Genomic DNA, 26584 nt, shown 5'->3' with positions numbered 1-26584 from the left:
TCGGAGTGTGTGGGGCGTTCGGCCGCAACGACGGGCACCGGCGGGGCACCCCCGTGCCGACGAAGGCGGCGGCCCCGGATTCCGGGGCCGCCGCCCGTACGCGGGCCTCAGGCCTTGCGCGTGCGTGTCGTCTTCTTCGCCGCGGGCTTCTTCGCCGCTGCCGTCTTGGCGGTCCTGGCAGTGGCGGACTTGGCGGCCTGCCCCGCGCTCGTCCTGGCCGTGGCCGTCTTCCTGGCCGGGGCCGACTTCGCGGCGACGGCCTTCTTCGCCACCACGTTCCGCACCGGCTTGCGGGCCGCGGGCACCGCGGCTTCGCTCACCCGATCCGGGTCCAGGATGTCCTGGAGGAACTTGCCGGTGTGGCTGGCCGGAACCCCGGCGACCTGCTCCGGTGTCCCCTCGGCAACGACCAGACCGCCGCCGTTGCCTCCTTCGGGGCCCATGTCGATGACCCAGTCCGCGGTCTTGATCACATCGAGGTTGTGCTCGATGACGATCACCGAGTTCCCCTTGTCGACCAGCCCGGAGAGCACCTTGATGAGCTTGCTGATGTCCTCGAAGTGCAGACCCGTGGTCGGCTCGTCCAGTACGTAGACCGTGCGGCCGGTGGAGCGCTTCTGCAGCTCGCTCGCGAGCTTCACGCGCTGTGCCTCACCACCGGAGAGCGTCGGCGCGGACTGGCCGAGCCTGACGTATCCGAGGCCGACCTCGTGGAGCGTACGGAGGTGGCGGGCGATCGTCGGGACGGCCTCGAAGAACTCCAGGCCCTCCTCGATCGGCATGTCCAGCACCTCGGCGATGGACTTGCCCTTGTAGTGGACCTCCAGGGTCTCGCGGTTGTAGCGCGCTCCGTGGCAGACCTCGCACGGGACGTACACATCCGGCAGGAAGTTCATCTCGATCTTGATCGTGCCGTCGCCTGAGCAGTTCTCGCAGCGGCCGCCCTTGACGTTGAAGGAGAAGCGGCCCGGCAGATAGCCGCGCACCTTCGCCTCCATCGTCTCCGCGAACAGCTTGCGGACGTGGTCGAAGACACCGGTGTACGTGGCCGGGTTGGACCGGGGCGTACGGCCGATGGGCGACTGGTCGACGTGGACCACCTTGTCGACCTGGTCGTCCCCGTCGACCCGGGTGTGCCGCCCGGGAACCGACTTCGCGCCGTTCAGCTCGCGGGCCAGGTGGGTGTAGAGGATGTCGTTGACCAGCGTCGACTTTCCCGAACCCGAGACACCCGTGACGGCCGTGAGCACACCGAGCGGGAAGGAGACGTCGATGTCCTGGAGGTTGTTCTCGCGGGCACCGTGCACCGTGAGCCTGCGCGCCGGGTCGACGGGGCGCCGGATGTCGGGCATCGCGATCGACTTCTTGCCGTTCAGGTACTGGCCGGTGATCGAATCGTCGTTGCCCAGCAGCTCCTTGAGCGATCCGGAGTGGACCACCTTCCCGCCGTGCTCACCGGCGCCGGGGCCGATGTCGACGACCCAGTCGGCGACCTTGATGGTGTCCTCGTCGTGCTCGACGACGATGAGCGTGTTGCCCATGTCGCGGAGCCGGACCAGGGTCTCGATCAACCGGTGGTTGTCCCGCTGGTGCAGGCCGATGGACGGTTCGTCCAGCACGTACAGCACACCGACGAGGCCGGAGCCGATCTGGGTGGCCAGCCGGATGCGCTGGGCCTCGCCGCCGGACAGGGTGCCTGCCGCACGGTTCAGCGAGAGGTAGTCGAGGCCGACGTCGACCAGGAACCTCAGCCGCTCGTTGACCTCCTTCAGGACCCGCTCGGCGATCTTCTTGTCGCGGGCGTTCAGCTTCATCCGGCCGAGGAATTCGGCGCACTCGCTGATCGACATCGCGGAGACCTCGGCGATGGACTTCTCCATCACCGTCACCGCGAGGACGATGGGCTTGAGCCTGGTGCCTTCACAGGTCGGGCAGGGCACCTCCCGCATATAGCCCTCGAAGCGCTCCCGGCTGGAGTCGCTCTCCGCCTCGGAGTGCCGCCGCTTGACGAACTGGACCGCGCCCTCGAAGGCGGGGGTGGTGTAGGCGCGCTCGCGCCCGTAGCGGTTGCGGTAGCGGACCTCGGTCTGGATCTTGTGGCCGAAGAGCAGGGCCTTCTTGGCACGCTGCGGAAGCCCCGCCCAGGGGATGTCCGTGCGGAATCCGAGCGCCTCGGCGAGCGCGCCGATCAGCCGGCCGAAGTACTCCTTGGTGTGGCCGTGCGACCAGGGGTGGATCGCACCCTCGTCGAGCGACCTCTCCTCGTCGGGGACGATCAGCTCCGGGTCGACCTCCATCCGCGTGCCGATGCCCGTGCAGTCGGGGCAGGCGCCGAAGGGTGAGTTGAAGGAGAAGGAGCGCGGCTCCAGCTCCTCGAAGGAGAGGTCGTCGTACGGGCAGTAGAGGTGCTCGGAGTACATCCGCTCGCGCTCGGGGTCGTCCTCGGGGAGGTCGACGAAGTCGAGCACGACCATGCCGCCGGAGAGCCCGAGCGCGGTCTCGACCGAGTCGGTCAGCCGGCGCTTGGCACTGTCCTTCACCGTGAGACGGTCGATGACCACCTCGATGGTGTGCTTCTCCTGCTTCTTCAGCCTGGGCGGCTCGGAGAGCTGGATGGTCTCGCCGTCGACCCGGGCCCGGCTGTAGCCCTTGGTCTGGAGATCGGCGAAGAGATCGACGAACTCGCCCTTGCGTTCGCGCACCAGTGGCGAGAGCACCTGGAAGCGACTGCCCTCGGGCAGGCCGAGCACCTTGTCGACGATGGCCTGCGGCGACTGGCGCGAGATCGGCCGCCCGCACTCGGGACAGTGCGGCTTGCCGATCCGGGCGAAGAGCAGCCGGAGGTAGTCGTAGACCTCGGTGATGGTGCCGACCGTCGAGCGCGGGTTGCGCGAGGTCGACTTCTGGTCGATGGAGACGGCGGGCGAGAGGCCCTCGATGAAGTCGACGTCCGGCTTGTCCATCTGACCGAGGAACTGGCGGGCGTACGAGGAGAGGGACTCCACGTAGCGCCGCTGGCCCTCGGCGAAGATCGTGTCGAACGCGAGAGACGACTTGCCCGACCCGGAAAGCCCGGTGAAGACGATGAGGGAGTCGCGGGGAAGGTCGAGCGAGACGTTCTTGAGGTTGTGCTCGCGAGCGCCACGGACGATGAGACGGTCGGCCACGCCGGTCCGCACCTTTCTAGAGAGAAATGGGGGAACTGAGCCCCTGTCCCAGGGTATGGGGGGCGCCACAGCGATGTACGAAGCTTTCGACTCCGAGCGTATAGCACGCACATTCGATTTACGGACGCCCATGGACTCCTTCACCCGAATGAGTGGCGAGGCTAGGCTCAGCCTCATGATTGATCACGCGCACGACCTGGAAGCCCTACGTGAAGCGACTGATCGACTGCTCAGCGCCACAGGGAAATTGGACGACGCCTCGCTCGCGCGGCCCTCGCGTCTGCCGGGCTGGAGCAGGGGCCATGTCGTTGCGCATCTCTCTCGTAACGCCGACGCGCTCGTAAATGTTCTCCAGGGCCGGCCCATGTACGCAGACAGCGAAACCCGCGACCGCGACATCGAGCGCGACGCGACCCGGCCGAGAGCCGGACAGCTGGCCGACCTGGCCGAGAGCGCGGCCCGGTTCGCGGCAGCCGCCTCGGCCCCGGCCGACTGGTCCCGCACGGTCACGCTGCGCAACGGCGTGACCGACTCGGCCTCCCGGGTCCCCTTCCGCCGCCGCGTCGAGGTCGAACTGCACCATGTCGACCTGGGAATCGGTTACGAGCTGGAGGATCTTTCCGACGAGTTCGTCGCCCGGGAGATCGACTTCCTCGCCGAACGGTTCGGCGGTCACCCCGATGTCGTGTCCACGGCCGTGGCCGACGACGAGGGCCGGGTGTGGACGACGGGCGGCGGCGCACAGGGCGGTCCCGTCTCGGTCCGCGGTACGGCCCCCGAGCTGCTGGGCTGGCTCTGCGGGCGTCGCGACGGGGCGGCGCTGACCGTCGAAGGCGGCCCCCTCCCCGCACTGCCCCCGCTATAGGCTGAGACGCATGACGTACAGCGGAGCGGTCAAGGTCGGCGGTCGTGCGGATGTACACGAGTTGACGGATCTGATGATCTCGAAGGTCGCCGTCGGCCCGATGGACAACAACGCCTATCTGCTGCGCTGCCGGGCCACCGGCGAGCAGCTCCTGATCGACGCGGCCAACGAGGCCGGGACCCTGCTGCGGCTGATCGGTGACGACGGCATCGCCTCCGTCGTCACCACCCACCGGCACGGCGACCACTGGCAGGCGCTCGGCGAGGTGGTGGCCGGCACCGGCGCGCGTACGTACGCCGGACGGTACGACGCGGAGGGCATCCCGGTCCCGACCGATGTCCTGGTCGACGACGACGACACGATCCAGGTGGGCCGGGTCCGCCTGACCGCCCGTCACCTGGCCGGCCACACCCCGGGCTCCATCGCGCTGGTCTATGACGACCCGCACGGCGCTCCGCACCTGTTCACCGGGGACTGCCTCTTCCCGGGCGGCCCTGGTCGGACAACACGTCCGGAAGAGTTCAACTCCCTCATGGACGACCTGGAGACCAAGCTGTTCGACGTCCTGCCGGACGAGACCTGGATCTACCCCGGCCACGGCAACGACACCACCCTCGGCGAGGAGCGACCCCACCTCGCGGAGTGGCGCGCACGAGGCTGGTGACCCTACCAACGACGACCGCCCCCGCTCGAAGTGAAGCGAGGGCGGTCGCTGCGTTCAGGCGAGCCAGCGCTCTGGGAGCTTGATGTGTTCCCCACCCCGGAGGACGGGGCTTGTGGCGGGCTCAGCCGGTCCGCCACCGTCCAGGCCCTCCGAGTCGTCGTCCTGGTCGTCCCACGGCGCTTCGATGGCCTCCGGGAGCGCGGCCATGTCGAGCGGTTTCGGGGCCTCCGGGTCGGGGAAGTCCTCGCCGTCGCGGTGGACGGTCCGCGACCTCATCGGCCGGTCGCGGGGACCGTCCGGGGTGGGGAGCCAGGGGCGGCCACGGGGGCAGGCTCGGGTTCCTCCCTGCGGGGGCAGCGGGCCGAGGGGGCGGCCGTACGTGAGCGGCAGGACGCGGTCCATGAACCACCAGGCCCGGCGCCCGGCGCCAGCACGTCGTAGGGCTCATGCCGAGGCCCGGAGCCACCTCTTACGGCTTCGGGCGCCCGCGCTGCTGCCACTCCCCTCGCCCATGCACTCTCAGCCGAGGAGTGTCGTCAGGATCAGTTTGTAGAAGACGAGGTAGGCCAGTAGTGAAAAGGGAATGGCGGTCAGGAGGGTCAGCGCGCGTTCTCTGTGGGTGCGGCCCATGAGCAGGGGCACGAGAACCAGAACGGCGAGGCAGGTCCATGCCTGGGAGGCGTAGTGCAGAACCCAGGCGTAGTGGATGGCTTCCGTGCCGAAAACGCCCGCCAGGGCGGCAAGGCCGATGACGCGGTGGCGCGGGCTGATGCCTCGCCACCCAAAGCCCGCCACCCCGAAGAGGGGGCCGGCGATGAACGCCATGCCGAGCCAGACGAGGGGAGCGAACAGAGAGCCCATGCCGTCGCGCGCGACCTCCGCATAGCCGTAGTAGCCGACGACGAGACCGGACTCGGCGAACAGGCCCGCAACGGCGGCCGCGGGCAAGCCGACCTTCCGGGCCGGCAGTGCGCCTGCGACGAACGCGGCGACGGACCAGACCGCACCGGAGTTGGCGATCTGATTCCACGCACCCGGAAGCCAGCCCTGGACCAGATTGGTCAGGACGCCGAGAAGGAGTCCTCCGGCGAATGCCGACGCCGTTGCGTAGGCCCAGGCCCTTCCGCTCGTATCGGGCACTGAGGCGATGGCCGGGGACGCGCTCATGGTCGTGCTCACTTCTCTGTCGAGGGCTGCATGGCTCACACCTCTTGGTGCAGTTGTAAGGATGCGTGGTGCCAACGGCGCGTTCCCGTGACCTGCTCTGCCCCGGCCCTGTTCCCGGGCGGTCCTGGGAGGACAACGCTTCCGAAGGACTTCGAGTCGTTGATGAACGGCATCGAGACCAAGCTCTTCGGCCGGCTGCCGGACGAGACGTGGGTCTACCCGGGCCACGGTCACGACACCACGCTCGGTGCGGAACGCCCGCACCTGGCGGAGTGGGGAGCCCGAGGCTGGTAAGTCGGTACCTCGCACGGCCTCGGGGAACATCGGTACTCGGCCGCTACAGCTTCACCGCGTCCACCCCGGTCGGCGGCGGCCTCAGGCCACTGCAAAACCCGGACACACTTGGGCTCGACGAGGACGACGACTGACCGCAGCCGGACACTCACCAGACCGATGGCCGCTCTTTGGGCCGTGCCCGGCGGGAAGTCGACCTGGGCCCCGCGGGCCGGGCGGCGCTCGACCGTGTTTCTGGCATCGACCTGAGGACCGCTTGCTCGTCGCAAGGATTCCGAGGTGCGGCCACCGTGCCTGCCCGCACGGCTGACGGTCCGACAAGCAGGAGGGAGCGGACGCCCCCGGCCGTTAGCATACGAGCGTCCGCGGCTGCGGCCCGTGGGGCAAACACCTTTGCCACTGGGTGCGCGGGCGACGGATTCACCTGTGAGAGCCCAAGGAGGCCTGCGGCCGCAGGTCATCCGTGACCAGTGGAGTTCGAACAACATGAGACCCAGACGCCTGCGCCGGTATGTGTGCATAGGAACCCTCCTCGCTGTCGGCCCCCTGGCCGGATGCTCCTCGTCGGACGGGTCGGCCGAGCCGACGCGGACAGAATCGTCGTCCGGCCGGCCCGCGCACGAGAGCAGCAGCCCGAAGGCGTCGTCCCCGGCGTTCACCACCCCGGCCGAGTGCGGCGGGCTCCAGCTCAGGGGCGACGCGACCTTCGCCGGTTCGGCCCTGTCGAAGTGTCTGGTGGCCGCGTTGAAGGCGTACGGATCGGGTACGGAGTCCGTGCAGTCGGGGGACGAGTCGGGGACTTCGCAGTTCGTCTTCGGGGACGAGCCCTCGCTGTCCGGCTCGATGACGGGACCGGAGGGGGAGAACGCATACGTCTTCAAGGGCGACGACGAGTGGATCAAGACCCCGGGGCTCGGCAAGTGGGTCAAGGGGGACGAGAGCAGCACCGACCCGCAGGAGCGGGTGGTGGCCGCCACGGGGAAGCTCTATCGCGCGCTCGCTGATCCGGCGGTGACAGCCCAGATGATCGCGTCGGCGCCGGAGTGGACCGTGGAGCGGGAACGGCCCGTGATCTCCCTGGACAATGGGGAGGACGTCGAGGCGTGGCGGATCGTGAACAAGAAGCCGTACACGTTCCTGGGCGCGGACGTGCGGGAGCACATCCTTTGGTTCGGGGACGACTTCACGCCTTACGGCGGGCAGGCCGAATCCAGAGCAGGCGGCGAGATGACCACGACCACACAGCGCTTCTACGATCTGGGCGAACCGGTAACGATCGAGCCGCCCGCGTAGACCTACCGGAGCCCGGAGCCCGGCCACTTCGGTGAAGTACCCGCGGAACAACGGCTCGTCACCGCAGCGGCACCCGGAAGGTGTTCTCCGGACTTGGCCCTGTTCTCGTATAGCTACGGCAAACGGACATGTAGCGCTGAGTGATGCTCGGGGCTGCATCGGGCGCGAGGGTCAGCGGCCAAGATCTTCGATCCGCTGCCAGACGAGACGTGGGTCTACCCGGGCCACGGCCATGACACCACGCTCGGTGCAGAGCGCCCGCACCTGGCGGAGTGGAGAGCCCGAGGCTGGTGAACCGGAACCTCGTACAAGCGGGGCCGCCCTGAAAAGGGCTGGCCCCGCTTTGGTGTTCCCGAACCCGTGCCGGTTCCGCGGCGTACTGCGCGTGCGTTCATGGGCAAGATCATCGCTGCGATCGCGGGCTGAACCTGTACCGCCGTAGGGCCAGGGCGGTTGCTGCACCCTGGCCAAGGAAACTGGTGTCGGCGGGCAACTGGCCGGCCGATGTGCCCTGGTCCTCCGCGTTGCCGATGACGACGCGAGGGACCAGGGAAGGTGTCTGTGGACCCCATAGCCCGCAGAAACATGCCGTGAGCGGCCTGCAGAGACCGAGGAACCGATGCCCTCAACCGGGTCGGTCAGGTGGCGGGCAGGATCTTCCAGAAGGTGACGTTGGCGTTGCCGGGGTTGGCATAGGCGTTGGTGTCGACGTCGTTCCGGGCGCCGGTGAGGGTGCTGGCCTCGCTGACTTCCAGGAAACCGCCGCGGTTGGCGTAGGTGCTCCACAGCTGGACGGTGTCGTTGAAGCGGACGAGGCCGTCGAACGGGGAGCCGGTCTGGTCGAAGATCTGCCAGCGGCTGCTGTTGCCGTCGCGGTCCTTGCCCCACGCGGTGGTGACGTCGTACAGGCCGCCCTTTTGCTGCTGGACGGCGGTGGGGCTGCCGCCGGCGTCGAGGAAGCCGCCGTTGCCCTGGTAGAGGTTGCGCAAGTAGACGATGTCGCCGCTCTTGACCGACGCGCCGGTGGCCGCGCAGGACCCGGAAACGATCTCCCACGTACCGCTGTCGCTCTGGCGGTTGGCGACCGTTGCGGTTGCCACCTGGTACTTCGCCCCGCCTGCGCTGGCGCCACCGTTGACGTCGAGGTATCCCCCGTCACCGTTGTAGAGGTTGAGCAGGTGGAACCGGTCTCCGTAGTGCAACTCGTTCGCCATGTATCGAGTCCTTTCACTCGGAACTTCACGCCGAAGCCGTGCTGTTGGGCCCACGCGCCAACCGATCCGGCAATGTCACATGCTTCCGGCGATCGCCACCGACACGCCCGGACGAACCAGATGATCACCCCTTAGTGGGAACATCCTTGACACTCAACGTGATCCTGGAGAAGCCGGACAAGGCGAGACTCCGTGGCCTTCGGACTTTCGCCGCGGGCGCCGCCGCGGCCTTCGGACCAGCTTGAGGAGGCCGGGGCGTGCGCCGGGGCTTCACCCACGCGAGCGGTTTGAGGGCATCCGACGAGTGACGCTTTCCCGGCAGCCACGGCCCGCCGCAGCAAACCTTGGTTCACTCAACCCGAATTTCACCCGCCTACTGGCATGCCTGCAGGCGGGCGCACCCCGGCAACCTCGGCACCCCCGGATGGAAGGCCGAATGACGACACGGAGAAGCCGGATGACAGCACGCCGATGGGCAGCAGCCACCGCAGCAGCGGTGACACTGGCCGGAACAGCACTGGCAACCGCAACAGCCGCTCAGGCACAGGAAGAGCCCACCTACCGGTGCGCGGTGGTGTGGTCAACTGCGGGCAATCCCCGCGCAGAGGGCGAAGACTGTACGGCCCTCAACGGGGCGCCCGAGCGAGGCCCCATCTACGGCGCGTTCCGCATCGAGGGCATCTTCGACGGCGGAACCGTACGCTGCCAGATTCCCCCCGGCATCCCGGATCCCTACTTCGTGACCGGCATCGCGAGCCTCCCGTCTCGGGTCGAGGGACGGCTCTGCCTCCACGTGGAGTAACCGCCCCACATGAACGGCGAGCGGCGCGCCACGACAGCACCCAAGGGCGTCGTCCGCTCGCCGCTCTGCGTGCCGGCATCGTCCCTAGCCGCAAAGCTCCCGGGCCCTGTGGGTCTCTCGATCTCCCCGCAAGGAGTCTCCCCGCTTTGGTGTTCCCGCACCGGTTCTGCGGCGGTACTGCGGGTGCGTTGAACGGTAGCGTTGACGCCACCGACGAGCTAAAGCCACGCCCGGCGGCTTCGATCGGCCCAGGCGGTTACAGGCCGATCCCGACCAGCGGGGAGTTCTTCACGCGGTCGACGTCGTCCATGTACCGGGCGAGAACGCGGGAGCCGTCGACCCATCCGCCCGCGCGAGCGATCTCCAGCGGGTCGTGTCCGGCGGCCCGGGCGGCGGTGGCGAAGCCGCGGCGCAGGGAGTGCCCGGACCAGTCGCCGGAAAGGCCGGCGGCGACCGCCAGGCGCTCGACGACCTCGGCGGCGGCCTCCGCCGTCATCCGCCCGGCCGGGTCCCCGACCGTGCGGCCACCCCGGGTCGTCGGCGGAGCCAGGCGGTCCCACCGGTCGACGCGGACGAACAGTGGGCCCTCGGTGCGTCCGGCGTTCGCGAGGGCGGCGAAGTAGGCGCGCAGCGCGCGGACGGGACAGGTGGCCGGGTCGGTGCCGTACAAGATCGCGTTCGCAGTGTGTTTGCGGACCTTCTTGCGGTACACGGTCACGTCGTAGCCGTGGTCCGTCTCCACAACGGTGTCGAGGTCCAGCGCGACCAGCTCGGAGACGCGGGCCGCCGTGGCGAAGCCGACCAGTACGAGGGCGGCGTTCCGCTTCCCCGAGAGAGTGGTCCGGTCAGCCCCGGCGAGCATGGCACGGATCTGCGCGGGCAGGGCCGCGGCGGCCTGCTTCGGCTGAGCGGCCGCCGCCTTCGCCTCCGCAAGCCGGTCCTTGTAGGCGTTGAGGACGGCCCGGGCGCCGCGCATGGTCGGCTTCGGGTGCCCCTGCTCCTCGTGCCAGGAGGTCACGGCGGACATAGCCCGCTCGATGGTCGACGGCCCGGCCGGCGCCTTGGTCCGCTGCCGGGGGGGTGACGGTCAGGTGCCGCACCCACTCCGCCATCGTCTCGCGGGACGCGGGGACGGCCGTGCGGCCCTCCGCCGCTGCAGAACGCGCCGAAGGGCGTCTCGGCGGAGGTTAGCGGGATCATCCCCTTTCACCCCGCGCGAGACGTCGGCGCATCGCGGCGACGGAGACGGTGGAGCCCGCCGCGCGCCCTGTGCCGTGCCTGTGCCGCGCCTGTGCCGCGCCTGTGTCATTCCCGCCTCAGTCTGAGATGGCTTCGCGGCGCGCCTGGTTGACGCACCGCCGTCGTCGTGCCGCGTCGGCGCGTCCGGTCACATGGCCGGGCGCTTCGCCCAGTTGAACGTTCCGGCTGCCGCATGGGCAGCCCTCACTGCCAGTTAGGCCAAAATGATAAATAAGGTACGTATCGTCTCCGCAGTTGCCCTCACCACCCTGGGGCTCGGGCTCACGGCCTGCAACGACGGCGAGGACGCGGCATCGGCGCAGGACTCGCCGCCGGCCTCCGCCCCGGCGTCGTCCGACCCGGGCAGCAAGAGCCCGTCCGCGGACCCCAGCGATGACGCTGCCGCTCCGGCCGGTGGTGACGTCGCCGCACCGGGCACGAAGTTCAAGATCGGTGACCGAGCGGTCCTGCCGTTCAAGTACGGGACCGACAAGAAGGGCACCGTGGCCGTGACCGTCACGGCGATCGAGAAGGGCACCGAGGCCGACATGGCCTCCTTCGGTGACAAGGCGAAGGGCATGACGCCCTACTACATCCGGATGAAGGTGGAGAACGTCGGCGGCACCGACCTGTCGTACGCGTCGCTGAGGCTGCGCGGCAATCTGGAAGGCGGAGGCCCCACGGGCGTCGTTCTGATCGGCGACCTCCCCGGCAAGTGCGACAGCAAGACGGCACCCCGCGACTTCACCACCAAGGGCGCGTCGTACGAGACCTGCTCGCTCAGCGCCACGAAAACCGATCCCATCGCGGTTGCCTCGTTCGAGGAGGGTGACGCGTACAGCGACAGCCCGGTCCTCTGGACCAGCTGATCAGCCGTTCCCGTGTCCGCGGGCCGGGCATCCCGCCCCTGACGGCATGCCCGGCCCGCGGGGCGAGCTCACCTCGGCGGTGGCCGCAATGGTCGAGCTGGCGCCGCCGCTGGACTCGGACGCAAACGAGGCGTGGCGGCGGATGCTGGTCAGCCGGTTCTCCACGGTGCGGCCGTTCTTGAAGCTGCTGGTGGAGGTGGTGGACCTCGACGCGACCGCCGAGGGCGCGCCGGTGCTGCGGGCCTTCCTGTCGCTGCCGGAGTTGACGGGCCGCAAGAAGGCGGTGGAGGCGGAGATCGACACCGCGCTGCTGGCCGGGTCGTGGAATGGGGCAGTGCCCGCAGCCCAGGATCAGCCCACGCCGCAGGACCTGATCGTTGCCAAGAGGCAGCAGATCGCGTAGCCAGCGCCCAGGCCCGCCCGGCGGGCTTTCCCGAACCCCAACCGCGCCCCCGGTCGGTGCGCTAGCCAGCGAGATCAATCTCAACGGACCTTTCTGTACGCCAACTACTCACACTCGGATGCTGACAATTTGTCGGCGGGCCTCACGCTGGGGCTCGCGGTGTTGAACGGTTGCGTTGACGTACATGCCTGGATCGGCCGGCCTAGAACTGGAGGCTGGAGAGGATGGAGTCCAACGAGTCACCGGCGTTGGGGTTGTCCTCTTGGTGCTGCGCCCGCAGCGCCTTGTCTACGACGTCCGTCATCAGGTCGGCGGCGGCGACGGCCCCGCGTTCCCCACGCTCGACGGTGCGAGCCGGGCGGACGGCCAACTCTCGGTGCACCACGGCTTGAGGCGCGGTCACGTCGGCCAGGAGGGAACGGACCGCACCGACGAGGGTGCCGTCCGGCTGCGGGACGGCACCCTCGCTGCCCTCCGCCACGGCGGCGCTCAGTAGGTCGGCGGCCGTCGCCGCGAGGGACGTCCCGCGCCGTACGGACATCTCCCGGAGGCGGTCATGGACGCCCGGCGGGACGCGGGTGGTGAGGGGCTGAGACGGCATCGGACGGCCTCCAGGGGCGTTCGCAGGAGAGCGCCGGCCTTGGCCCACTGGTGGGCCGTCTCGGGCGTCACGGAGAGGCCACGGGCGATGAGGTGGTAGCTGTGCCCGGCGGCGGCGAGGATCGCGACCCTGCGCATCCGGCCCAGGGCGAAGCCGGTCAGGTAGGCGCGTCGGGCGTCCCGGCGGGGGCGTCGTGCCATGCGGTGATGCGGTACCGGCCGGCGACATCCCGGAGCCATCCTTGGCGCAGCCCGTTGTCGGTCCAGTGGCGGCCGAGCCCCAGGCGGAGAGCGAGGGCGGACGCGGCGCGTACCCAGGCGTTGTAACCGCGCGGCTGGACGGCCCAGCAAGGCGGGCACAGGTGGCCGTTCACGTGGACGTCGGACCGCAACGGGGTCTTGGTGGTGCCGCAGAGCCAGCACCGGACCCGTGCGGTGGTGGCACGGGCGTAAGGGACGGAGGTCACGCGGAGCTCCCGGCGGGGATGCGGTGGTGGTCGATGACGGCGGCCGCGGCCTGCCAGTCAGGGACGGCGCCAGGCGCCAGGGCGAAGAGGCCCGGGCGCCGTTCGGTGAGGACGCCGGCAGCGATGGCCGCGGCGAGGTAGCGGGTGGCAGTCGTCTCGCTGGTGGCGGAGGCGTACGCGATGGCGCCCACGGGGACGGGGCGGCCGCCGCTGTCGCGCAGGGCCCCGGACGGGTCGGCCAGGCGGTGGGCGGCGTACAGGGCGGCGACGAACCGGCAGCGCCGTAGCGGGGCGGGCATGTTCGGCACCCATTGGTGGCGCAGGACGGCGATGAACGTGTCGGGAATGACCCCGGCCGGGGCCGGTGGAGGCTGGCCTTCGCGAACCTGCTCCACGACGTGGAGACCAAGCTCTTCGACCAGCTGCCGGACGAGACCCGGGTCTATCCGGGCCACGGTCACGACACCACGCTCGGCGACGAGCGTCCGCAGCTGCCGCAGTGACGCGCCCGCGGCTGGTGACGGCGGCCGCACCGCGGCCATCCGGCCCGCGCGGGAGTTGAGCGCCGCCGAAGGACCGCCGCCCCCGGACCGGGGCTCTCCACCCGCACGGGCACCGGCCGGGGCAGGTGACGCGTGGTCGCCGCCCCGGCCGGTGCCCGGTTCCCGTCCGGCCGGACGGGAACCGGGCCGTCCGCCCCGCTCAGGCGCCGATGCCGGAACCCCGGTCCGCGGGCTCGTCCGCTTCCGCGGCCGCCTCGGCCCGCTCCCGCTTCCTGTTGGCGACGAGGCTGGTGATCGTGGTGATCACCAGCACACCGCAGATGACGCCCAGCGAGACCGGGATGGAGATCTCGGGAACGTGCACTCCGGACTCGTGCAGTGCGTGCAGCACCAGCTTCACGCCGATGAAGCCGAGGATGACCGAGAGGCCGTAGCTGAGGTGGACCAGCTTCTTCAGCAGACCGCCGATCAGGAAGTACAGCTGCCGCAGCCCCATCAGGGCGAAGGCGTTGGCGGTGAAGACGATGTACGGGTCCTGGGTCAGGCCGAAGATCGCCGGGATGGAGTCCAGGGCGAACAGCACATCGGTCGTTCCTATGGCGAGCATGACGACCATCAGCGGCGTCAGGACGCGCTTGCCGTTGTTACGGATGAAGAGCTTGGTGCCGTGGTAGCGGTCGGCGACGCCGAAGCGGCGCTCGATCGTCTTGAGAAGGCGGTTCTCCTCGAACTCCTCCTCGTCCTCGTCGGCCCGCGCCTCCTGGATGAGCTTCCAGGCGGTGTAGATCAGGAACGCGCCGAAGATGTAGAAGACCCACGAGAAGTTGGCGATGACGGCCGCGCCGGCGGCGATGAAGACCGCTCGCAGCACCAGCGCGATCAGCACACCGACGAGCAGCACCCGTTGCTGGAGGTGGGAGGGGACCGAGAACTTCGCCATGATCAGGACGAAGACGAAGAGGTTGTCGACGCTGAGCGACTTCTCGGTGATGAAGCCGGCGAAGAACTCGCCCGAGGCCTGGCTCTCGCCGAACACCAGCAGACCGAGTCCGAAGATCACGGCCAGCGCGATCCAGATGACCGTCCAGATTCCGGCTTCCTTCGTCGTCACGTCATGGGGCTTGCGCCCGATGAAGAAGTCGACGGCGACAAGTGCTGACAGACCGAGAATGGTCAGCACCCAAAGGGTCCATGAAACGTCCACTGCGCCTCCGGCAGTTCGCTACGGCTACTGATCAGCGTCGTCGCTGCCGGAGGTCTCTTCCACCCGGGCGCGCACGGACTGCGCGCCACGGGCCGGCGCCCCGGGACCGGTCACAGTCCGTACTGACGGGCACGCCGCGTATGGGAATACTCCCCTCCGCCCAAAGAACAGTACAGGGAAAACCAAGGGAAGGTAAAGAAAAAGGTAAAGATCTTTCAAAAGGGCAGGTCAGAGGCAACGAGGCGTAGCAGCCACGCTCAGGAACGCCGGGCCGCGGCCACCTTGGCAAGCACCTGTTCGAGGACCCGGCTGCCGGGCGGCATCCTCAGCGGCTCGTACGTCCAGGCGTGGCCCACCCAGGGATCGGCCAGGTGGTCGTCGGCGACCGGCGTGATCCGGAGCAGCGAGCGCCACAGCGGGTCGAGCACCGGCCCGTACGCACTGGCGTCCGCGCGGTCCGCGACCATCAGGAGATGGACGCCGACCGAGGGCCCCTCGTCGGCCAGGTAGCGCAGCTGGGTGACGGACCGGTCGTCGAATCCGTGCGGGAAGTCGTTGACGATCAGCAGTTGCTGGCCCAGGTCCAGGTCCGGTGGCAGCGAATCGGACGCGCCGGCCCGGATCGCCATCTGCACCAGGTCGACGCGCCGGGTGAGCTGGGCCAGGACCGGGGCCACTCCCCCGGCTCCGGTGGCCGGCGGCCCGGCGAGGGCCCCCGATCCGACCAGGGGCGCGAGGGCTCCGGCCGCCGAGCCCGCGGGGTCGATGACATGGACGGAGAACTCGCCGGCCGGGTACACGGCCAGCAGCCGGGCCGCGTGCGCGACCGCGTTCTCCATGGCCAGGTGGTGCAGTCGGGCGGTGTCCATGAGGGACGCGGCCTCGGACGCCGTACGGCTGCTGTCGATCCACAGGCCGCGCTCCAGAGGGAGCCGGACCAGCAACGGGATGCGCAGCCCGGTGTTCTCGGGCAGATGGAGGTCGCCGATGCGCAGCGCCATGGGGATCTCCATCGGGACGCGGTAGGCGTGCCAGACGGGGTTGTCCCAACCCGCGAACGCGGCGGGCAGTGCGGGTTCGACCACGGCGGACTCGGCCGCGAGCTGGGCGAGGTCCCGGTCGAGGACCTCGCGGGCCCGGGCCGTCAGCTCGTCGCGCTTGGCGCGGGCCTGCTCGCGGGCCCGGTCGCCTGCGCCGCCGATCCGGTTGCGCGGATCGGACAGGGTCCGGTCGAGCTCCTGGTCCATGCGGGACTCGGCGAAGTCCACGGCGCTGCGGTACGCGGCGGTGGTACGGGCCAGGTCTTCGAACATGCCCCAGATCTGGTTGTAGAGGCGCTCCTCCATGGACCAGCCGGTCGCGTCTCCGGCGACGGGCCGGGCGGGGCGGCCCGGCTCGGCGGGCGGCGCGGTGGGCGGGGGCGGCGGGGGAGCGGAGGTCCGGCGGCGCGGGTGCGTGTAGTCGATGGGGCCGCCGGTGCCGGCCGTGGGCAGCGGGGTGGTGGGCTCGGAGGGCTGCGCGGCCGGCGGCGGTGGGACGGGCGGCCTGTGGCCGTCCGAGGACGGCACGGAGCCCGTGCCGTGGCCGACCCTGTCTGCGCCCGGGGTGCGCGGCGGAGGCGGAGCGACCGAGCGGGCCATCCCCCGGGCGACCGCGTCCTGGATCGAGCGGGCCAGCTCGGCCGCCTGGGCCAGGCCCTGGTCGGCGAGCATGGCGGCGAGACCGCCCGCGTAGCCCTGACCGACGGCGCGGACCTTCCAGGCGCCCTGGCGGCGATAGAGCTCCAGTGCGGCGACCGCGGATTCGGTGTCCAGGCCGGTGAGGGTGAAGGTGGCGATCTCGGTGCCTTCGAGGCCGGTGACGGCGACGAACGGCGCGGAGACCGCGCCGAAGCGGGCCGGGCCGCCGACGCCCGTGGGCAGGGCCAGCAGCACGGTGACCCGGTGCACCGAGGCGGACAGGGCGTCGAGGTCCACGGCGAGCCGGTGGTCCGCTGCGGCCTGCCTGGACACTTCGAGCCCGGGCAACTGGGGCGACCCCGGGTGCGCGATCCACTCGGTGCCGTGCACGGTGCCGTTCTCGTCGCCGAGCGTGGCACCGGCCACGACGGGCGTGCCGGCCGATACCCGGATCTCCAGACGGGTCTGGGGCAAGGTGTGGTTCTGCCCTCGGACCAGCTCGGCCGTCATTGCTCTGTCCCCTCGATGAGTCGCCGCCGCGCGGTGCGGTGAGGCGTGGTGCCATGTGATGCAGCTCCCGGCGGCCGATGCCTCCGGGAGCTGCGCGTACCGATGTCGACCGGTCGGTCCGGCCGTGTCTACAGGTGCGGCAGGATCGCCGGCATCAGGTCCTGGAAGGTGCGGCCGTTGGCCGGGTTGCCGAGGGCGGTCATCTGCCAGCCGTTCCCCGAGCGGTGCACCTTCGCCATGATCTGGGCGGTGTACTGCCCGCCGCCGTCCAGCGTGTAGCGGGCGAGCTCCTGGCCGTTGGTCTCGTCGACGATGCGGCAGAAGGCGTTCTGCACCTCCTGGAACGTCTGGCCGGTGAAGGAGTTCACCGTGAAGACGATCTGGTCGATGTGGACCGGCACCCGCTGCAGGTCGACGAGGATCGCCTCGTCGTCCCCGCCCGAACCGGCGCCACCGACCAGGTTGTCACCGGTGTGCTTGACCGAGCCGTCGTCACTGACCAGGTGACGGAAGAAGACCACGTCGACCGGCTGCTTGTCGGCGAACAGCACCGCCGATGCGTCGAGGTCGATCTCCCGCGTACGCGAACCGAACAGACCCCGGCGCGGCGCCGCCTGCCAGCCGAGCCCCATCCGTACCGCGGTCAGGGTCCCCCCGTCGTTCTTCTGCAGGCTGATGGCCTGACCCTTGGTCATATTGACCGTCACGCGCTGTCCCCTCTCCGCTTTCCCCGCGCCCGTCCGTGCGCGGCTTTCCAGAACCCTACGCAGTCGTGCCGGAAACACGGCCGCGCAGGACGTTTTTGTGTCGGTCCTGCAACACACAGGACTCGACAGAGTCAGGCGAGGCCCGCCTCGCGCATCTGACGCAGCTCCTTCTTCAACTCACCGACCTCGTCGCGCAGTCGGGCCGCCACCTCGAACTGCAGGTCCGCGGCGGCCGCTCGCATCCGGTCGGTCATCTCCTCGATGATCCCGGCGAGTTCGGTGGCGGGACGGTCGGTGACCACGGCGCCGGCAGCCCTGGCCTTCTTGGTTGCTGCCGTCTTCGCGCCCAGCGTGGGTACGGGGGCCTTGGCACCCTTCCCCTGGCGGTAGCCGGTGCCGAGCAGTTGCTCGGTGTCGACCTCCTCGCGGGCGATCGTCGCGACGATGTCGTTGATCTTCTTGCGCAGCGGCTGCGGATCGAGGCCGCGCTCGGTGTTGTAGGCGATCTGCTTCTCGCGACGGCGATTGGTCTCGTCGATGGCCTGTGCCATCGCCGGGGTGATCTTGTCCGCGTACATGTGGACCTGCCCCGACACGTTTCGGGCGGCGCGTCCGATGGTCTGGATCAGAGACGTCCCGGAGCGCAGGAAGCCCTGCTTGTCCGCGTCGAGGATGGCGACGAGCGACACCTCGGGCAGGTCCAGGCCCTCGCGCAGGAGGTTGATGCCGACCAGTACGTCGTACTCGCCGGAGCGCAGCTCCCGCAGCAGCTCGATGCGGCGCAGCGTGTCGACGTCGCTGTGCAGATAGCGGACCTGGATGCCGAGCTCCAGGAAGTAGTCGGTGAGATCCTCGGCCATCTTCTTGGTGAGAGTGGTGACCAGGACCCGCTCGTCCTTCTCCGCGCGCTTGCGGATCTCGTGCACCAGATCGTCGATCTGGCCCTCGGTGGGCTTGACCACGACCTCCGGGTCGACGAGACCGGTGGGACGGATGATCTGCTCCACGAAGCCGTCGCCCCTGGACAGCTCGTACTTTCCCGGCGTTGCGGAGAGATAGACGGTCTGGCCGATCCGGCCGAGGAACTCCTCCCATTTCAGCGGACGGTTGTCGAGCGCGGAGGGGAGCCGGAAGCCGTGGTCGACGAGGGTGCGCTTGCGGGAGGCGTCGCCCTCGTACATCGCGCCGATCTGCGGCACGGTGACGTGCGACTCGTCGAGGACGAGAAGGAAGTCCTCGGGGAAGTAGTCGAGGAGGGTGTTGGGGGCGGTGCCGGGCGAGCGGCCGTCGAAGTGCATCGAGTAGTTCTCGACACCGGAGCAGGTGCCGATCTGCCGGAGCATCTCGATGTCGTACGTGGTCCGCATCCGCAGCCGCTGGGCCTCCAGCATCTTGCCCTGCTTCTCCAGCTCGGCGAGGCGCTGTTCCAGCTCCCGCTCGATGCCGTTGACCGCCTTCTCCATGCGCTCGGGGCCCGCGACGTAGTGGCTGGCGGGGAAGACGTGGAGGGACTGGTCCTCGCTGATGACCTCGCCGGTGAGCGGGTGGAGGGTGGAGAGCGCCTCGATCTCGTCACCGAACATCTCGATGCGGACGGCGAGCTCCTCGTAGACCGGGAAGATCTCGATGGTGTCGCCGCGCACCCGGAAGGTGCCGCGGGTGAACGCGAGGTCGTTGCGGGTGTACTGGATCTCGACGAAGCGGCGCAGCAGCTGGTCGCGGTCGATCTCGTCGCCGACCTTGAGCTGGACCATCCGGTCCGCGTACTCCTGGGGCGTACCCAGGCCGTAGATGCAGGAGACGGAGGCGACCACGACGACATCGCGCCGGGTGAGCAGCGAGTTCGTCGCGGAGTGACGCAACCGCTCGACCTCCTCGTTGATCGAGGAGTCCTTCTCGATGTAGGTGTCCGACTGCGGGACGTACGCCTCGGGCTGGTAGTAGTCGTAGTACGAGACGAAGTACTCGACGGCATTGTTGGGGAGCAGCTCGCGGAACTCGTTCGCCAGCTGGGCCGCGAGCGTCTTGTTCGGCGCCATGACGAGGGTGGGGCGCTGCAGCTTCTCGATCATCCAGGCGGTGGTCGCCGACTTGCCGGTGCCGGTCGCACCGAGCAGGACGACGTCCTTCTCGTCCGCGCGGATGCGTCGCTCCAGCTCGGCGATGGCCGCGGGCTGGTCGCCGCTGGGCTGGTAGGGACTGACGACCTCGAAAGGCGCCACCGAACGTTCGATCTTCGAAACGGGCCGCATGCAACCACCGTACGACCCCCCACTGACAACCGGGCCGGGTCGGCCGTCGTGCCGGGGCGGGGTCACCGTTCCGACGGCGGCGCGGGATCGTGCGGCCGGGAGTGGAACGACGCCGGATCGGCGTGCGTACCGAACCGCGGGACGTGCCGCTGCGCCGGGATCCCGAGGGGGCGTCCGGCCCCGTGCGCGGCTGCGAGGTCGTCCCGGTCCGGGGTGCCCATCACCATCAGGGGGTCGAACATCACGACCACCGCGGCCAGGAACAGGAAGCAACCGGGGCCGATCAGCAGGGGGACGAGGGAGGCGCCGCGCCCCTCGGTCGAAGCGGCGCCGGCGAGGGCGCCGGGGTGCAGATGGACGCTGAGCCCGGCCATGGCCGTGTAGTGCATGCCGCTCACCGCGACACCCATCACGACCGCGGCGCCGAGGCTGGACAGGAAGCCGTGGATGGAGACGGCTGCCCAGAGCGCGGTCGTGGCGGCCACCACGGCGATGACGACGGAGAGGGCCACGGTGACGGTGTCGTACTCGAACTGTCCTTCAAGGCGCATTCCGGCCATGCCCAGGTAGTGCATGGTGGCCACCCCCAGCCCGGTGATCGTGCCACCCGTCACCAGCGCCATACGGGTGGCGCCCCGGTACCCGACGATGAAGATGCCGATGGCGACCATGCCGATCGCGACCGCGAGACTGGCGAAGGTGATCGGCTTGTCGTAGCCGATGGTGAGCCCCTCGATGGAGAAGCCCATCATCGCGATGAAGTGCATCGTCCATATGCCGGAGCCGATGGAGGTCGCGCCGAGGGCCAGCCAGCCGGCCCTGAAGGAGCGTCCGGTGCGCACCGAACGGATCGTGCAGCGCAGCCCCAGGGCCGCGCCGAGACAGGCCATGAGGAAGGCCGCGACGGGCGTCACCGCTCCATAGCTGAAACCGTCGATCGTGCCCTGCATGCTCGTACGCCCTTCGCGGAAGCCCGGGTTCGGGGTGACCCTAAGGCGCGCGGCCCGGCAGACAAACAGATGAACCGCATTTTATCGACAAGGAAATCGGCCCGTGACCCGGTCTCAACAGCGGCGTTCACGTTGTGGCCATCCTTCGCCTGTCCCTCGTTGGGCGGTGACTGCCACTCTCGGCCCGTCCGTAACTCTGACGCGAGGAGTACACGTGTACGCACGCACCGCCACCGCCGCCGTCGCAGCCGCCGCCCTCATGGGTGCCGGCGCGCTGCTGATGTCGACCACCGACACGCAGTCGACGGGCCGGCCCACAGCCGGGCACACGGGCACGGTCACGGGCATCCGGACCGTCAGCGCCCGGGCCACGGACGAGGAGCGGGCCGCCCCGGTCGTCGTCGCCCACCGGGGCGCCTCGGCCTACGCGCCGGAGAACACCCTGGCCGCCGTCGACAAGGCCGACGCCCTGGGCTTCGACTGGGTGGAGAACGACGTCCAGTTCACCAAGGACGGTGTGCTGGTGGTCGTGCACGACACCGATCTGAGGCGGACCACCGATGTCGAGGAGGTCTTCCCGGACCGCGCGCCGTGGGCGGTCAAGGACTTCACGGCCGCCGAGATCGCCCGGCTGGACGCGGGCAGCTGGTTCGGTCCGCAGTTCGCCGGAACCCGGGTGCCCACCCTCAAGCAGTACCTGGACCGGATCGAACGCAATCACCAGAAGCTGCTGCTGGAGATCAAGAGCCCGGAGCTCTACCCGGGCATCGAGAAGGAGACCCTGCGGGTGCTGGGCCAGAAGGGGTGGCTCGACCGCGACCACGTCAGGAACAGGCTCGTCATCCAGAGTTTCGGCGCGGACAGCGTGAAGAAGGTGCACCAGCGGCGTCCGGACGTCACGACCGGTTTCCTCGGCACTCCCGCGGTGGCCGATCTGCCTTCGTACGCGGCGTTCACCGATCAGATCAACCCCTCGTACACGTCGATCTCCGCCGACTACGTAAAGGCGGTGCACGCGCTGAAGGGCGCACACGGAAAGAAGCTGCAGGTCAACACCTGGACGGTCAACGACGCGGCGAACGCGACCAGGGTGGCGGGCTTCGGTGTCGACGGGATCATCACCAACACCCCTGACGTGGTGCGCGGGGCCACGGGCTGACAGCGCCACCGCCCCCGTCGCCACGGCGCATTGTCAGTGGCCGGTCGTACGGTGGTCCCCATGAACAGCAACGGGGTCGTCGAGTGGGCCGTCGTCGAGAGCGACATCGGCCCGCTCCTGCTCGCCGCGACCGGCGCGGGCCTGGTGAGTGTGGTGTTCCACGCCCGCCCCGAGGTGCGGAGGAGAGCGGTCGAGCAGCTGCGGACGCGACTCGGTGCGGAGCCGGAGGAGAGCCCCGGCTCCGCACGGCTCGCCGAGCCGATACGCCAGCTCGCGGAGTACTTCGCGGGCACGTCGCGGGAGTTCTCGCTCGATCTGGACTGGTCACTGACGTCCGGCTTCAACCGCCAGGTGCTGCGCGAGCTGGCGGCGGGGGTGCCGTACGGGACGGTCGTCGGGTACGGCGATCTCGCCGAGCGCGTGGGGCAGCCGGGGGCGGCGCAGGCGGTCGGGGCCGCGATGGGATCCAATCCCCTGCCGGTGGTGGTGCCGTGCCATCGCGTGGTGGAGAGCGACGGCGGCCTCGGCGGGTTCGGCGGTGGTCGCGAAACCAAACGGAAGCTGCTGGCGCTGGAGGGCGTGCTTCCCCAGCCGCTCTTCTGACCCGGCCGCTTCCTGGCCAGGGCGCTGTACTGATCCGGACCCCGGCGACCTGCCGCTGCCCGGTCCGGGCCCCGGCGCCCCGTCACCGTTCCGATCCGGGCTCCGGCGAACCCGTCGCTCCTGTCCTCCGTACCGGGCGGCCCTGCCCCGGTTTCGTGCCCGCGTACGGGCTGGCACACTGCGTCGGTGACCAACACCCCCGACGCACCTGACACCGCCGCCGGACCCGGCCGGGTCACGGCGGCCGAGCTGCCCCGACTGCGGCGCAGAACGTCCGCGGTACTCATCGCCAGCCAGATACTCGGCGGCCTCGGCGTGCCCGTCGGAATCGCCCTGGCCCCGGTCCTGGCCACGGAGGTGAGCGGTTCCGAGGCACTGTCCGGCCTGGCCCCGACCGCGTCGGTGACGGGTACCGCGCTGCTTTCGCTGCCGCTGGCGGCACTGATGACCTCGCGCGGCCGACGCCCCGGTCTCGTGCTGGCATATCTGATCGGTGCGCTCGGCGCGGGGCTCGTGGTCCTGTCCACCCTCGTCGAGAATTTCCCGCTGCTGCTGCTCGGCATGGCCGGGTTCGGCGCCGGGTCCTCGGCCAATCTGCAGGCCCGGTTCGCCGCAGCGGATCTGGTCGAGCCCGACCGGCGCGGCCGGGCGATCTCCACCGTCATCTGGGCCACGACGATCGGTTCGGTTCTGGGGCCGAACATCGCGGCGCCGGTGGGACATGTCTTCCGCGGCACCGCGATATCCGAGAAGGCCGGTCCCTTCTTCTTCGCTGCCGGGATCTTCCTGCTGGCCGCCGTGGTGGTCGGGGTGCTGCTGAGGCCGGACCCGCTGCTCACGGCACGAGCGCTGGCACCGCAGGACGACGCGTCCTCCTCGGGCCGTTCACTGCGGGCCGGCATCGCGGCGGTCCGGGCGTCCGCGTCGGCACGGCTCGCCCTGGTCACGGTGGCCGTCTCGCACACCGCGATGGTCTCGATCATGGTGATGACCCCGGTCGATCTGGGCCATCATGGCGCCGGTCTCCAGCTCATCGGCCTGGTCATCAGCGGCCACATCGCGGGTATGTACGCGTTCTCACCGGTGATGGGCTGGCTGTCCGACCGCTTCGGCCGGCTCACGGTGATCGGGCTGGCGGTCGGACTGCTCTCCTGTGCCGCGCTTCTGGCCGGCACCGCGGGTCCGAGCCACGGCCGGACCGCGGCAGGCCTGTTCCTGCTCGGGCTCGGCTGGTCGGCCGGGCTGGTCGCCGGCTCGGCACTGCTCACCGACTCCGTACCGCAGCCCGCCCGTGCCGCCGTGCAGGGTCTGTCGGACCTGACCATGAACACGGCGGCGGGCCTTGGCGGCGCGATCGCCGGGGTGATCGTCGCCCGGGCGAGCTACGGCTGGCTGAACGTGGTCGCGGCATGCCTGCTTCTTCCGATGGCGGCACTCGCACTGCGCCGGGTGCTCACCCGCTCGGCCGCACCGGCTGCGCCCGCCGATCCCGTCACATCGACGTCAGCGACTGCGCCCACCGAACCCTGAGGCCTCAGAGGCTGATGTGATACGCCTTGCGCAGCGTCTCGTGCACGGTCCACGTCGTGCGGTCGCCCTCGCGCAGCACGCAGGCGTCCCCCGGCCCGATCTCCAGCGTCGCTCCGCCCTCGACCACCACGGTCGCACGCCCGCTCACGACCACGAACAGCTCATTGGCCTCCGTGTCGGTGACCACGCCGGGCGTGATCTGCCAGATTCCGCGCACCTGCTTGCCGTCGGGCGACTCCCAGAGCACCTTGCCGGTCACCACGGGCTCGCCCGAGACGATCTGTGCCGGGTCGAGCGGTTCCGGTTCGAGTTCGGCGTCGGGAATGTGGACGGCAAACGAGGCAGGAGCTTGATCAAATGTGGTCATGGCCGGTCACCCTAGCGACCGCTTCGAGGTCGCTCGGCAGCAGGACCGGGAAACCCTGCCGGAGGGTGGACTTTCCGGCCGGTGTCCCGGCCGCACGTTTGAGGCCGGCGCACCCGCGACAGGGATGTGGACATGTCATTCAATGCGTCGCACGACGTGCGGTCCTCCTACGCCCCCGTCCTCTCCACCGAGGTCCGGGCCGCCCTCGCCACGCACCACCCCGTCGTGGCCCTGGAGTCGACGATCATCGCCCACGGCCTGCCGCGCCCCCGCAATCTGCGGGTCGCCGAAGAGCTCGAAGAGCTCGTACGGTCCGAGGGCGCGGTGCCCGCCACGATCGCCGTGCTCGACGGCCGGGCCCACATCGGTCTGGACAGGGACCAGTTGGAGCGGGTCGCCGCCGACCCGGCGATGCGGAAGCTTGGCCACCGGGACCTCGCACCGGCCCTGGCGGCGGGAGCGAGCGGAGCGACGACCGTGTCCGCGACGGCGTTCCTGGCCGCACACGCGGGCCTGCGCGTCTTCGCGACCGGCGGTCTCGGCGGTGTGCACCGGGAATGGACGCGGACCCAGGACGAGTCCGCGGACCTCCGGCTCCTCGCGCGGACCGGCATCACCGTGGTGTGCGCGGGGGTGAAGTCGATCCTGGACGTGCCCGCCACGCTGCAGCGCCTGGAAACACTCGGCGTCGGGGTGCTCGGATACGGCACCGACCGCTTCCCCGGCTTCTATCTGAACAGTTCGGGCGAACCGGTCGACTGGACGGTGCGGACGCCCGAGGAGGTCGCGGAGGTGATGCGCGCCCAGGACGCGCTCGAAGGCCCCGGCTCGGCGCTGATCGTCGCCAACCCCGTATCCGTCCAGGACCAGTTGGATCCCGCACTCCACGACCGTGTGCTGGCCGAGGCACTCGCCGCGTGCCGGGAGCGCGGCATCGTGGGCCAGGCCGTCACGCCGTTCCTGCTGGACCGGTTGATGCGAGGCACCGAAGGCGCATCGCTGGAGGCCAATCTGGCGGCCGTGCGCGGGAACGTGTCGCTCGCCGCGCGGATCTCCGGGGCGTGGACCGTCACCGTCCGGGACCCGGCGACGCACCCGGACGCGCGGGACACGACGGCACACCGGAACACGCAGGATTCCACATCGCTCCGCCGCCCGGCGGACGGCCGATGACCGACGGCGGCCTCCTCGTCGTCGGCGACGTGGTCACCGACGTGGTGGCCCGCCACGGGACCGCGCTGATCCACGGCACGGACACCGCGGCACGGATCCGTACCCTCCCCGGCGGGGCGGGCGCCAACGTCGCCTGCTGGGCGGCACGTTCGGGCTGCCGCGATGTACGGCTGCTGGCCCGGGTCGGCGCCGACAGCGCGGCCTGGCACCAGGACGCACTGCGAAGGGCAGGGGTCCGTCCCCTGCTGGCCGTGGACGAGGACGTACCGACCGCCACCGTCGTCGCCCTCGTCGATTCCGCCGCCGAGCGCACCTTCCTCACCGACAGCGGTGCCGTGCTCCGGCTCTCCCCCGACGACTGGTCGCCGTCGATGCTCGACGGCATCGCCCATCTCCATCTCTCCGGGTACCTGCTCTTCGCCACGACGAGTCGGGCCACGGCCCTGCTCGCCCTGCGGGAGGCCCGTCGGCGGCGGATCACGGTGAGCGTCGACCCGGCTTCGGCCGGCTTCCTCGCCGAGCTGGGCGTCGACCGGTTCCTGGCCTCGGTGGAGGGCGTGGATCTGCTGCTGCCCAACGCGGACGAGGCCCGGCTGCTCACCGGACTCCCCGAACCGGCGCAGGCCGCCGCCGAGCTGAGCCTTCAAGTGCCCCGAGTGGTCGTCACACTCGGCGCCCACGGCGCCCTGCTGGCCGCCGCGGGCGCGGTGACCCGGCGCATCCCGGCTGTTCGGATGCGGCGCGCCGTCGACTCGACGGGGGCGGGCGACGCGTTCACCGGCGGATTCCTCGCGGCCCGGCTGTCCGGGGCGGACGACGCCTCGGCCGTGGCGGCGGGCTGCCGGTCGGGAGCGGAGGCGGTCGCCACCGTGGGGGGCCGCCCCGGCCCGTGACGTGCCCGGC

Annotated in this window: 24 protein-coding genes and 4 pseudogenes; 14 read left to right on the top strand and 14 right to left on the bottom strand. The window is 70.1% G+C overall.

Going from position 1 to position 26584, the window contains the following annotated elements; translation table 11 throughout:
• Positions 1-107: 107 nt before the first annotated feature.
• Positions 108-3167 carry an excinuclease ABC subunit UvrA gene (gene uvrA, locus ACIRP2_RS05720; RefSeq protein ID WP_404246838.1) on the bottom strand — a complete coding sequence of 1020 codons (3060 nt, stop codon included), beginning with the start codon at positions 3165-3167 and terminating at the stop codon, positions 108-110.
• 175 nt (positions 3168-3342) lie between these two features.
• On the opposite strand from uvrA, the gene ACIRP2_RS05715 reads away from it, so the two are divergent.
• Complete coding sequence (locus ACIRP2_RS05715) at positions 3343-4032, top strand: maleylpyruvate isomerase family mycothiol-dependent enzyme (RefSeq protein ID WP_404246836.1); 690 nt, start codon at positions 3343-3345, stop codon at positions 4030-4032.
• A gap of 10 nt (positions 4033-4042) precedes the next feature.
• Positions 4043-4696: an MBL fold metallo-hydrolase gene (locus ACIRP2_RS05710; RefSeq protein ID WP_404246834.1), complete on the top strand. Its 654-nt coding sequence runs from the start codon at positions 4043-4045 to the stop codon at positions 4694-4696.
• A 54-nt stretch (positions 4697-4750) separates the two neighbouring features.
• On the opposite strand, the gene ACIRP2_RS05705 is transcribed toward ACIRP2_RS05710, so the two are convergent.
• Both ACIRP2_RS05705 and ACIRP2_RS05700 read right to left on the bottom strand, forming a co-directional pair.
• A complete protein-coding gene (locus tag ACIRP2_RS05705; RefSeq protein ID WP_404246832.1) occupies positions 4751-5098 on the bottom strand; it encodes a hypothetical protein in 348 nt (115 codons plus the stop codon).
• Positions 5099-5215: 117 nt separating this feature from the next.
• Positions 5216-5863, bottom strand: a complete 648-nt coding sequence (locus ACIRP2_RS05700) for a DUF6518 family protein (protein WP_404246830.1) — start codon at positions 5861-5863, stop codon at positions 5216-5218.
• Between the two features lie 84 nt (positions 5864-5947).
• On the opposite strand from ACIRP2_RS05700, the pseudogene ACIRP2_RS05695 reads away from it, so the two are divergent.
• From ACIRP2_RS05695 to ACIRP2_RS05685, 3 genes and pseudogenes are all read left to right on the top strand, one after another.
• A pseudogene (locus ACIRP2_RS05695) lies at positions 5948-6157 on the top strand (MBL fold metallo-hydrolase); the annotation flags it as partial.
• 486 nt (positions 6158-6643) lie between these two features.
• On the top strand, positions 6644-7450 hold the full coding sequence (locus ACIRP2_RS05690) for a hypothetical protein (RefSeq protein ID WP_404246828.1): 807 nt from the start codon (positions 6644-6646) through the stop codon (positions 7448-7450).
• Between the two features lie 180 nt (positions 7451-7630).
• Positions 7631-7744, top strand: a pseudogene (locus tag ACIRP2_RS05685) (MBL fold metallo-hydrolase); the annotation flags it as partial.
• Positions 7745-8088: 344 nt separating this feature from the next.
• On the opposite strand, the gene ACIRP2_RS05680 reads toward ACIRP2_RS05685, so the two are convergent.
• Complete coding sequence (locus ACIRP2_RS05680; protein ID WP_404246826.1) at positions 8089-8664, bottom strand: hypothetical protein; 576 nt, start codon at positions 8662-8664, stop codon at positions 8089-8091.
• A 457-nt stretch (positions 8665-9121) separates the two neighbouring features.
• On the opposite strand from ACIRP2_RS05680, the gene ACIRP2_RS05675 reads away from it, so the two are divergent.
• Complete coding sequence (locus ACIRP2_RS05675) at positions 9122-9466, top strand: hypothetical protein (protein WP_404246824.1); 345 nt, start codon at positions 9122-9124, stop codon at positions 9464-9466.
• A gap of 256 nt (positions 9467-9722) precedes the next feature.
• Here ACIRP2_RS05675 and ACIRP2_RS05670 read toward each other — a convergent pair whose 3' ends face one another.
• A complete protein-coding gene (locus ACIRP2_RS05670; protein ID WP_404246822.1) occupies positions 9723-10493 on the bottom strand; it encodes a site-specific integrase in 771 nt (256 codons plus the stop codon).
• A 436-nt stretch (positions 10494-10929) separates the two neighbouring features.
• Between ACIRP2_RS05670 and ACIRP2_RS05665 the strand changes: the two genes are divergently transcribed.
• Entirely contained in the window at positions 10930-11574 is a 645-nt protein-coding gene (locus ACIRP2_RS05665) for a hypothetical protein (protein ID WP_404246820.1), read from the top strand.
• Positions 11575-11629: 55 nt separating this feature from the next.
• Positions 11630-11920, top strand: a pseudogene (locus tag ACIRP2_RS05660) (hypothetical protein); the annotation flags it as partial.
• Between the two features lie 259 nt (positions 11921-12179).
• Here the strand turns inward: ACIRP2_RS05660 and ACIRP2_RS05655 are convergent.
• From ACIRP2_RS05655 to ACIRP2_RS05645, 3 genes are all read right to left on the bottom strand, one after another.
• Positions 12180-12578 carry a hypothetical protein gene (locus ACIRP2_RS05655; protein WP_404246818.1) on the bottom strand — a complete coding sequence of 133 codons (399 nt, stop codon included), beginning with the start codon at positions 12576-12578 and terminating at the stop codon, positions 12180-12182.
• 157 nt (positions 12579-12735) lie between these two features.
• Complete coding sequence (locus ACIRP2_RS05650) at positions 12736-13044, bottom strand: hypothetical protein (RefSeq protein WP_404246816.1); 309 nt, start codon at positions 13042-13044, stop codon at positions 12736-12738.
• The gene (locus ACIRP2_RS05645; RefSeq protein ID WP_404247206.1) at positions 13041-13439 is read right to left on the bottom strand and encodes a hypothetical protein; all 399 of its coding nucleotides are present in this window, start codon (positions 13437-13439) and stop codon (positions 13041-13043) included. Before ACIRP2_RS05645 ends, ACIRP2_RS05650 begins: the two co-directional genes overlap by 4 nt.
• On the opposite strand from ACIRP2_RS05645, the pseudogene ACIRP2_RS05640 reads away from it, so the two are divergent.
• A pseudogene (locus tag ACIRP2_RS05640) lies at positions 13419-13547 on the top strand (MBL fold metallo-hydrolase); the annotation flags it as partial. The gene ACIRP2_RS05645 and the pseudogene ACIRP2_RS05640 overlap by 21 nt on opposite strands.
• Positions 13548-13746: 199 nt before the next feature.
• Here the strand turns inward: ACIRP2_RS05640 and ACIRP2_RS05635 are convergent.
• From ACIRP2_RS05635 to ACIRP2_RS05615, 5 genes are all read right to left on the bottom strand, one after another.
• Entirely contained in the window at positions 13747-14751 is a 1005-nt protein-coding gene (locus ACIRP2_RS05635) for a TerC family protein (RefSeq protein ID WP_404246814.1), read from the bottom strand.
• A gap of 257 nt (positions 14752-15008) precedes the next feature.
• Positions 15009-16940, bottom strand: a complete 1932-nt coding sequence (locus tag ACIRP2_RS05630; RefSeq protein ID WP_404246812.1) for a TerD family protein — start codon at positions 16938-16940, stop codon at positions 15009-15011.
• 128 nt (positions 16941-17068) lie between these two features.
• A complete protein-coding gene (locus ACIRP2_RS05625; RefSeq protein ID WP_351081610.1) occupies positions 17069-17647 on the bottom strand; it encodes a TerD family protein in 579 nt (192 codons plus the stop codon).
• A 131-nt stretch (positions 17648-17778) separates the two neighbouring features.
• Positions 17779-19899, bottom strand: coding sequence for an excinuclease ABC subunit UvrB (gene uvrB / locus ACIRP2_RS05620; protein WP_404246810.1), 2121 nt, complete (start codon positions 19897-19899; stop codon positions 17779-17781).
• 62 nt (positions 19900-19961) lie between these two features.
• Complete coding sequence (locus tag ACIRP2_RS05615) at positions 19962-20849, bottom strand: MHYT domain-containing protein (protein ID WP_404246808.1); 888 nt, start codon at positions 20847-20849, stop codon at positions 19962-19964.
• 214 nt (positions 20850-21063) lie between these two features.
• Between ACIRP2_RS05615 and ACIRP2_RS05610 the strand changes: the two genes are divergently transcribed.
• The 3 genes from ACIRP2_RS05610 (at position 21064) to ACIRP2_RS05600 (ending at position 24141) form a co-directional block, all read left to right on the top strand.
• Complete coding sequence (locus tag ACIRP2_RS05610; protein ID WP_404246806.1) at positions 21064-22008, top strand: glycerophosphodiester phosphodiesterase; 945 nt, start codon at positions 21064-21066, stop codon at positions 22006-22008.
• A gap of 60 nt (positions 22009-22068) precedes the next feature.
• Positions 22069-22611: a methylated-DNA--[protein]-cysteine S-methyltransferase gene (locus ACIRP2_RS05605; RefSeq protein ID WP_404246804.1), complete on the top strand. Its 543-nt coding sequence runs from the start codon at positions 22069-22071 to the stop codon at positions 22609-22611.
• 186 nt (positions 22612-22797) lie between these two features.
• A complete protein-coding gene (locus tag ACIRP2_RS05600; RefSeq protein WP_404246802.1) occupies positions 22798-24141 on the top strand; it encodes an MFS transporter in 1344 nt (447 codons plus the stop codon).
• A 4-nt stretch (positions 24142-24145) separates the two neighbouring features.
• On the opposite strand, the gene ACIRP2_RS05595 is transcribed toward ACIRP2_RS05600, so the two are convergent.
• Entirely contained in the window at positions 24146-24508 is a 363-nt protein-coding gene (locus ACIRP2_RS05595) for a cupin domain-containing protein (protein WP_259929375.1), read from the bottom strand.
• Positions 24509-24640: 132 nt separating this feature from the next.
• Between ACIRP2_RS05595 and ACIRP2_RS05590 the strand changes: the two genes are divergently transcribed.
• Together ACIRP2_RS05590 and ACIRP2_RS05585 are read left to right on the top strand one after the other, a co-directional pair.
• Complete coding sequence (locus ACIRP2_RS05590; protein ID WP_404246800.1) at positions 24641-25681, top strand: pseudouridine-5'-phosphate glycosidase; 1041 nt, start codon at positions 24641-24643, stop codon at positions 25679-25681.
• Positions 25678-26574 (top strand): carbohydrate kinase family protein, encoded by an 897-nt coding sequence (locus ACIRP2_RS05585; RefSeq protein ID WP_404246798.1) that lies wholly within the window; start codon positions 25678-25680, stop codon positions 26572-26574. Before ACIRP2_RS05590 ends, ACIRP2_RS05585 begins: the two co-directional genes overlap by 4 nt.
• The last annotated feature ends 10 nt before the right edge of the window (positions 26575-26584 follow it).

The sequence above is a fragment of the Streptomyces sp. NPDC101194 genome (assembly GCF_044767885.1).
In the GTDB taxonomy this organism is placed as follows: domain Bacteria; phylum Actinomycetota; class Actinomycetes; order Streptomycetales; family Streptomycetaceae; genus Streptomyces.
This window is presented reverse-complemented; position numbering and strand designations above follow the sequence as displayed.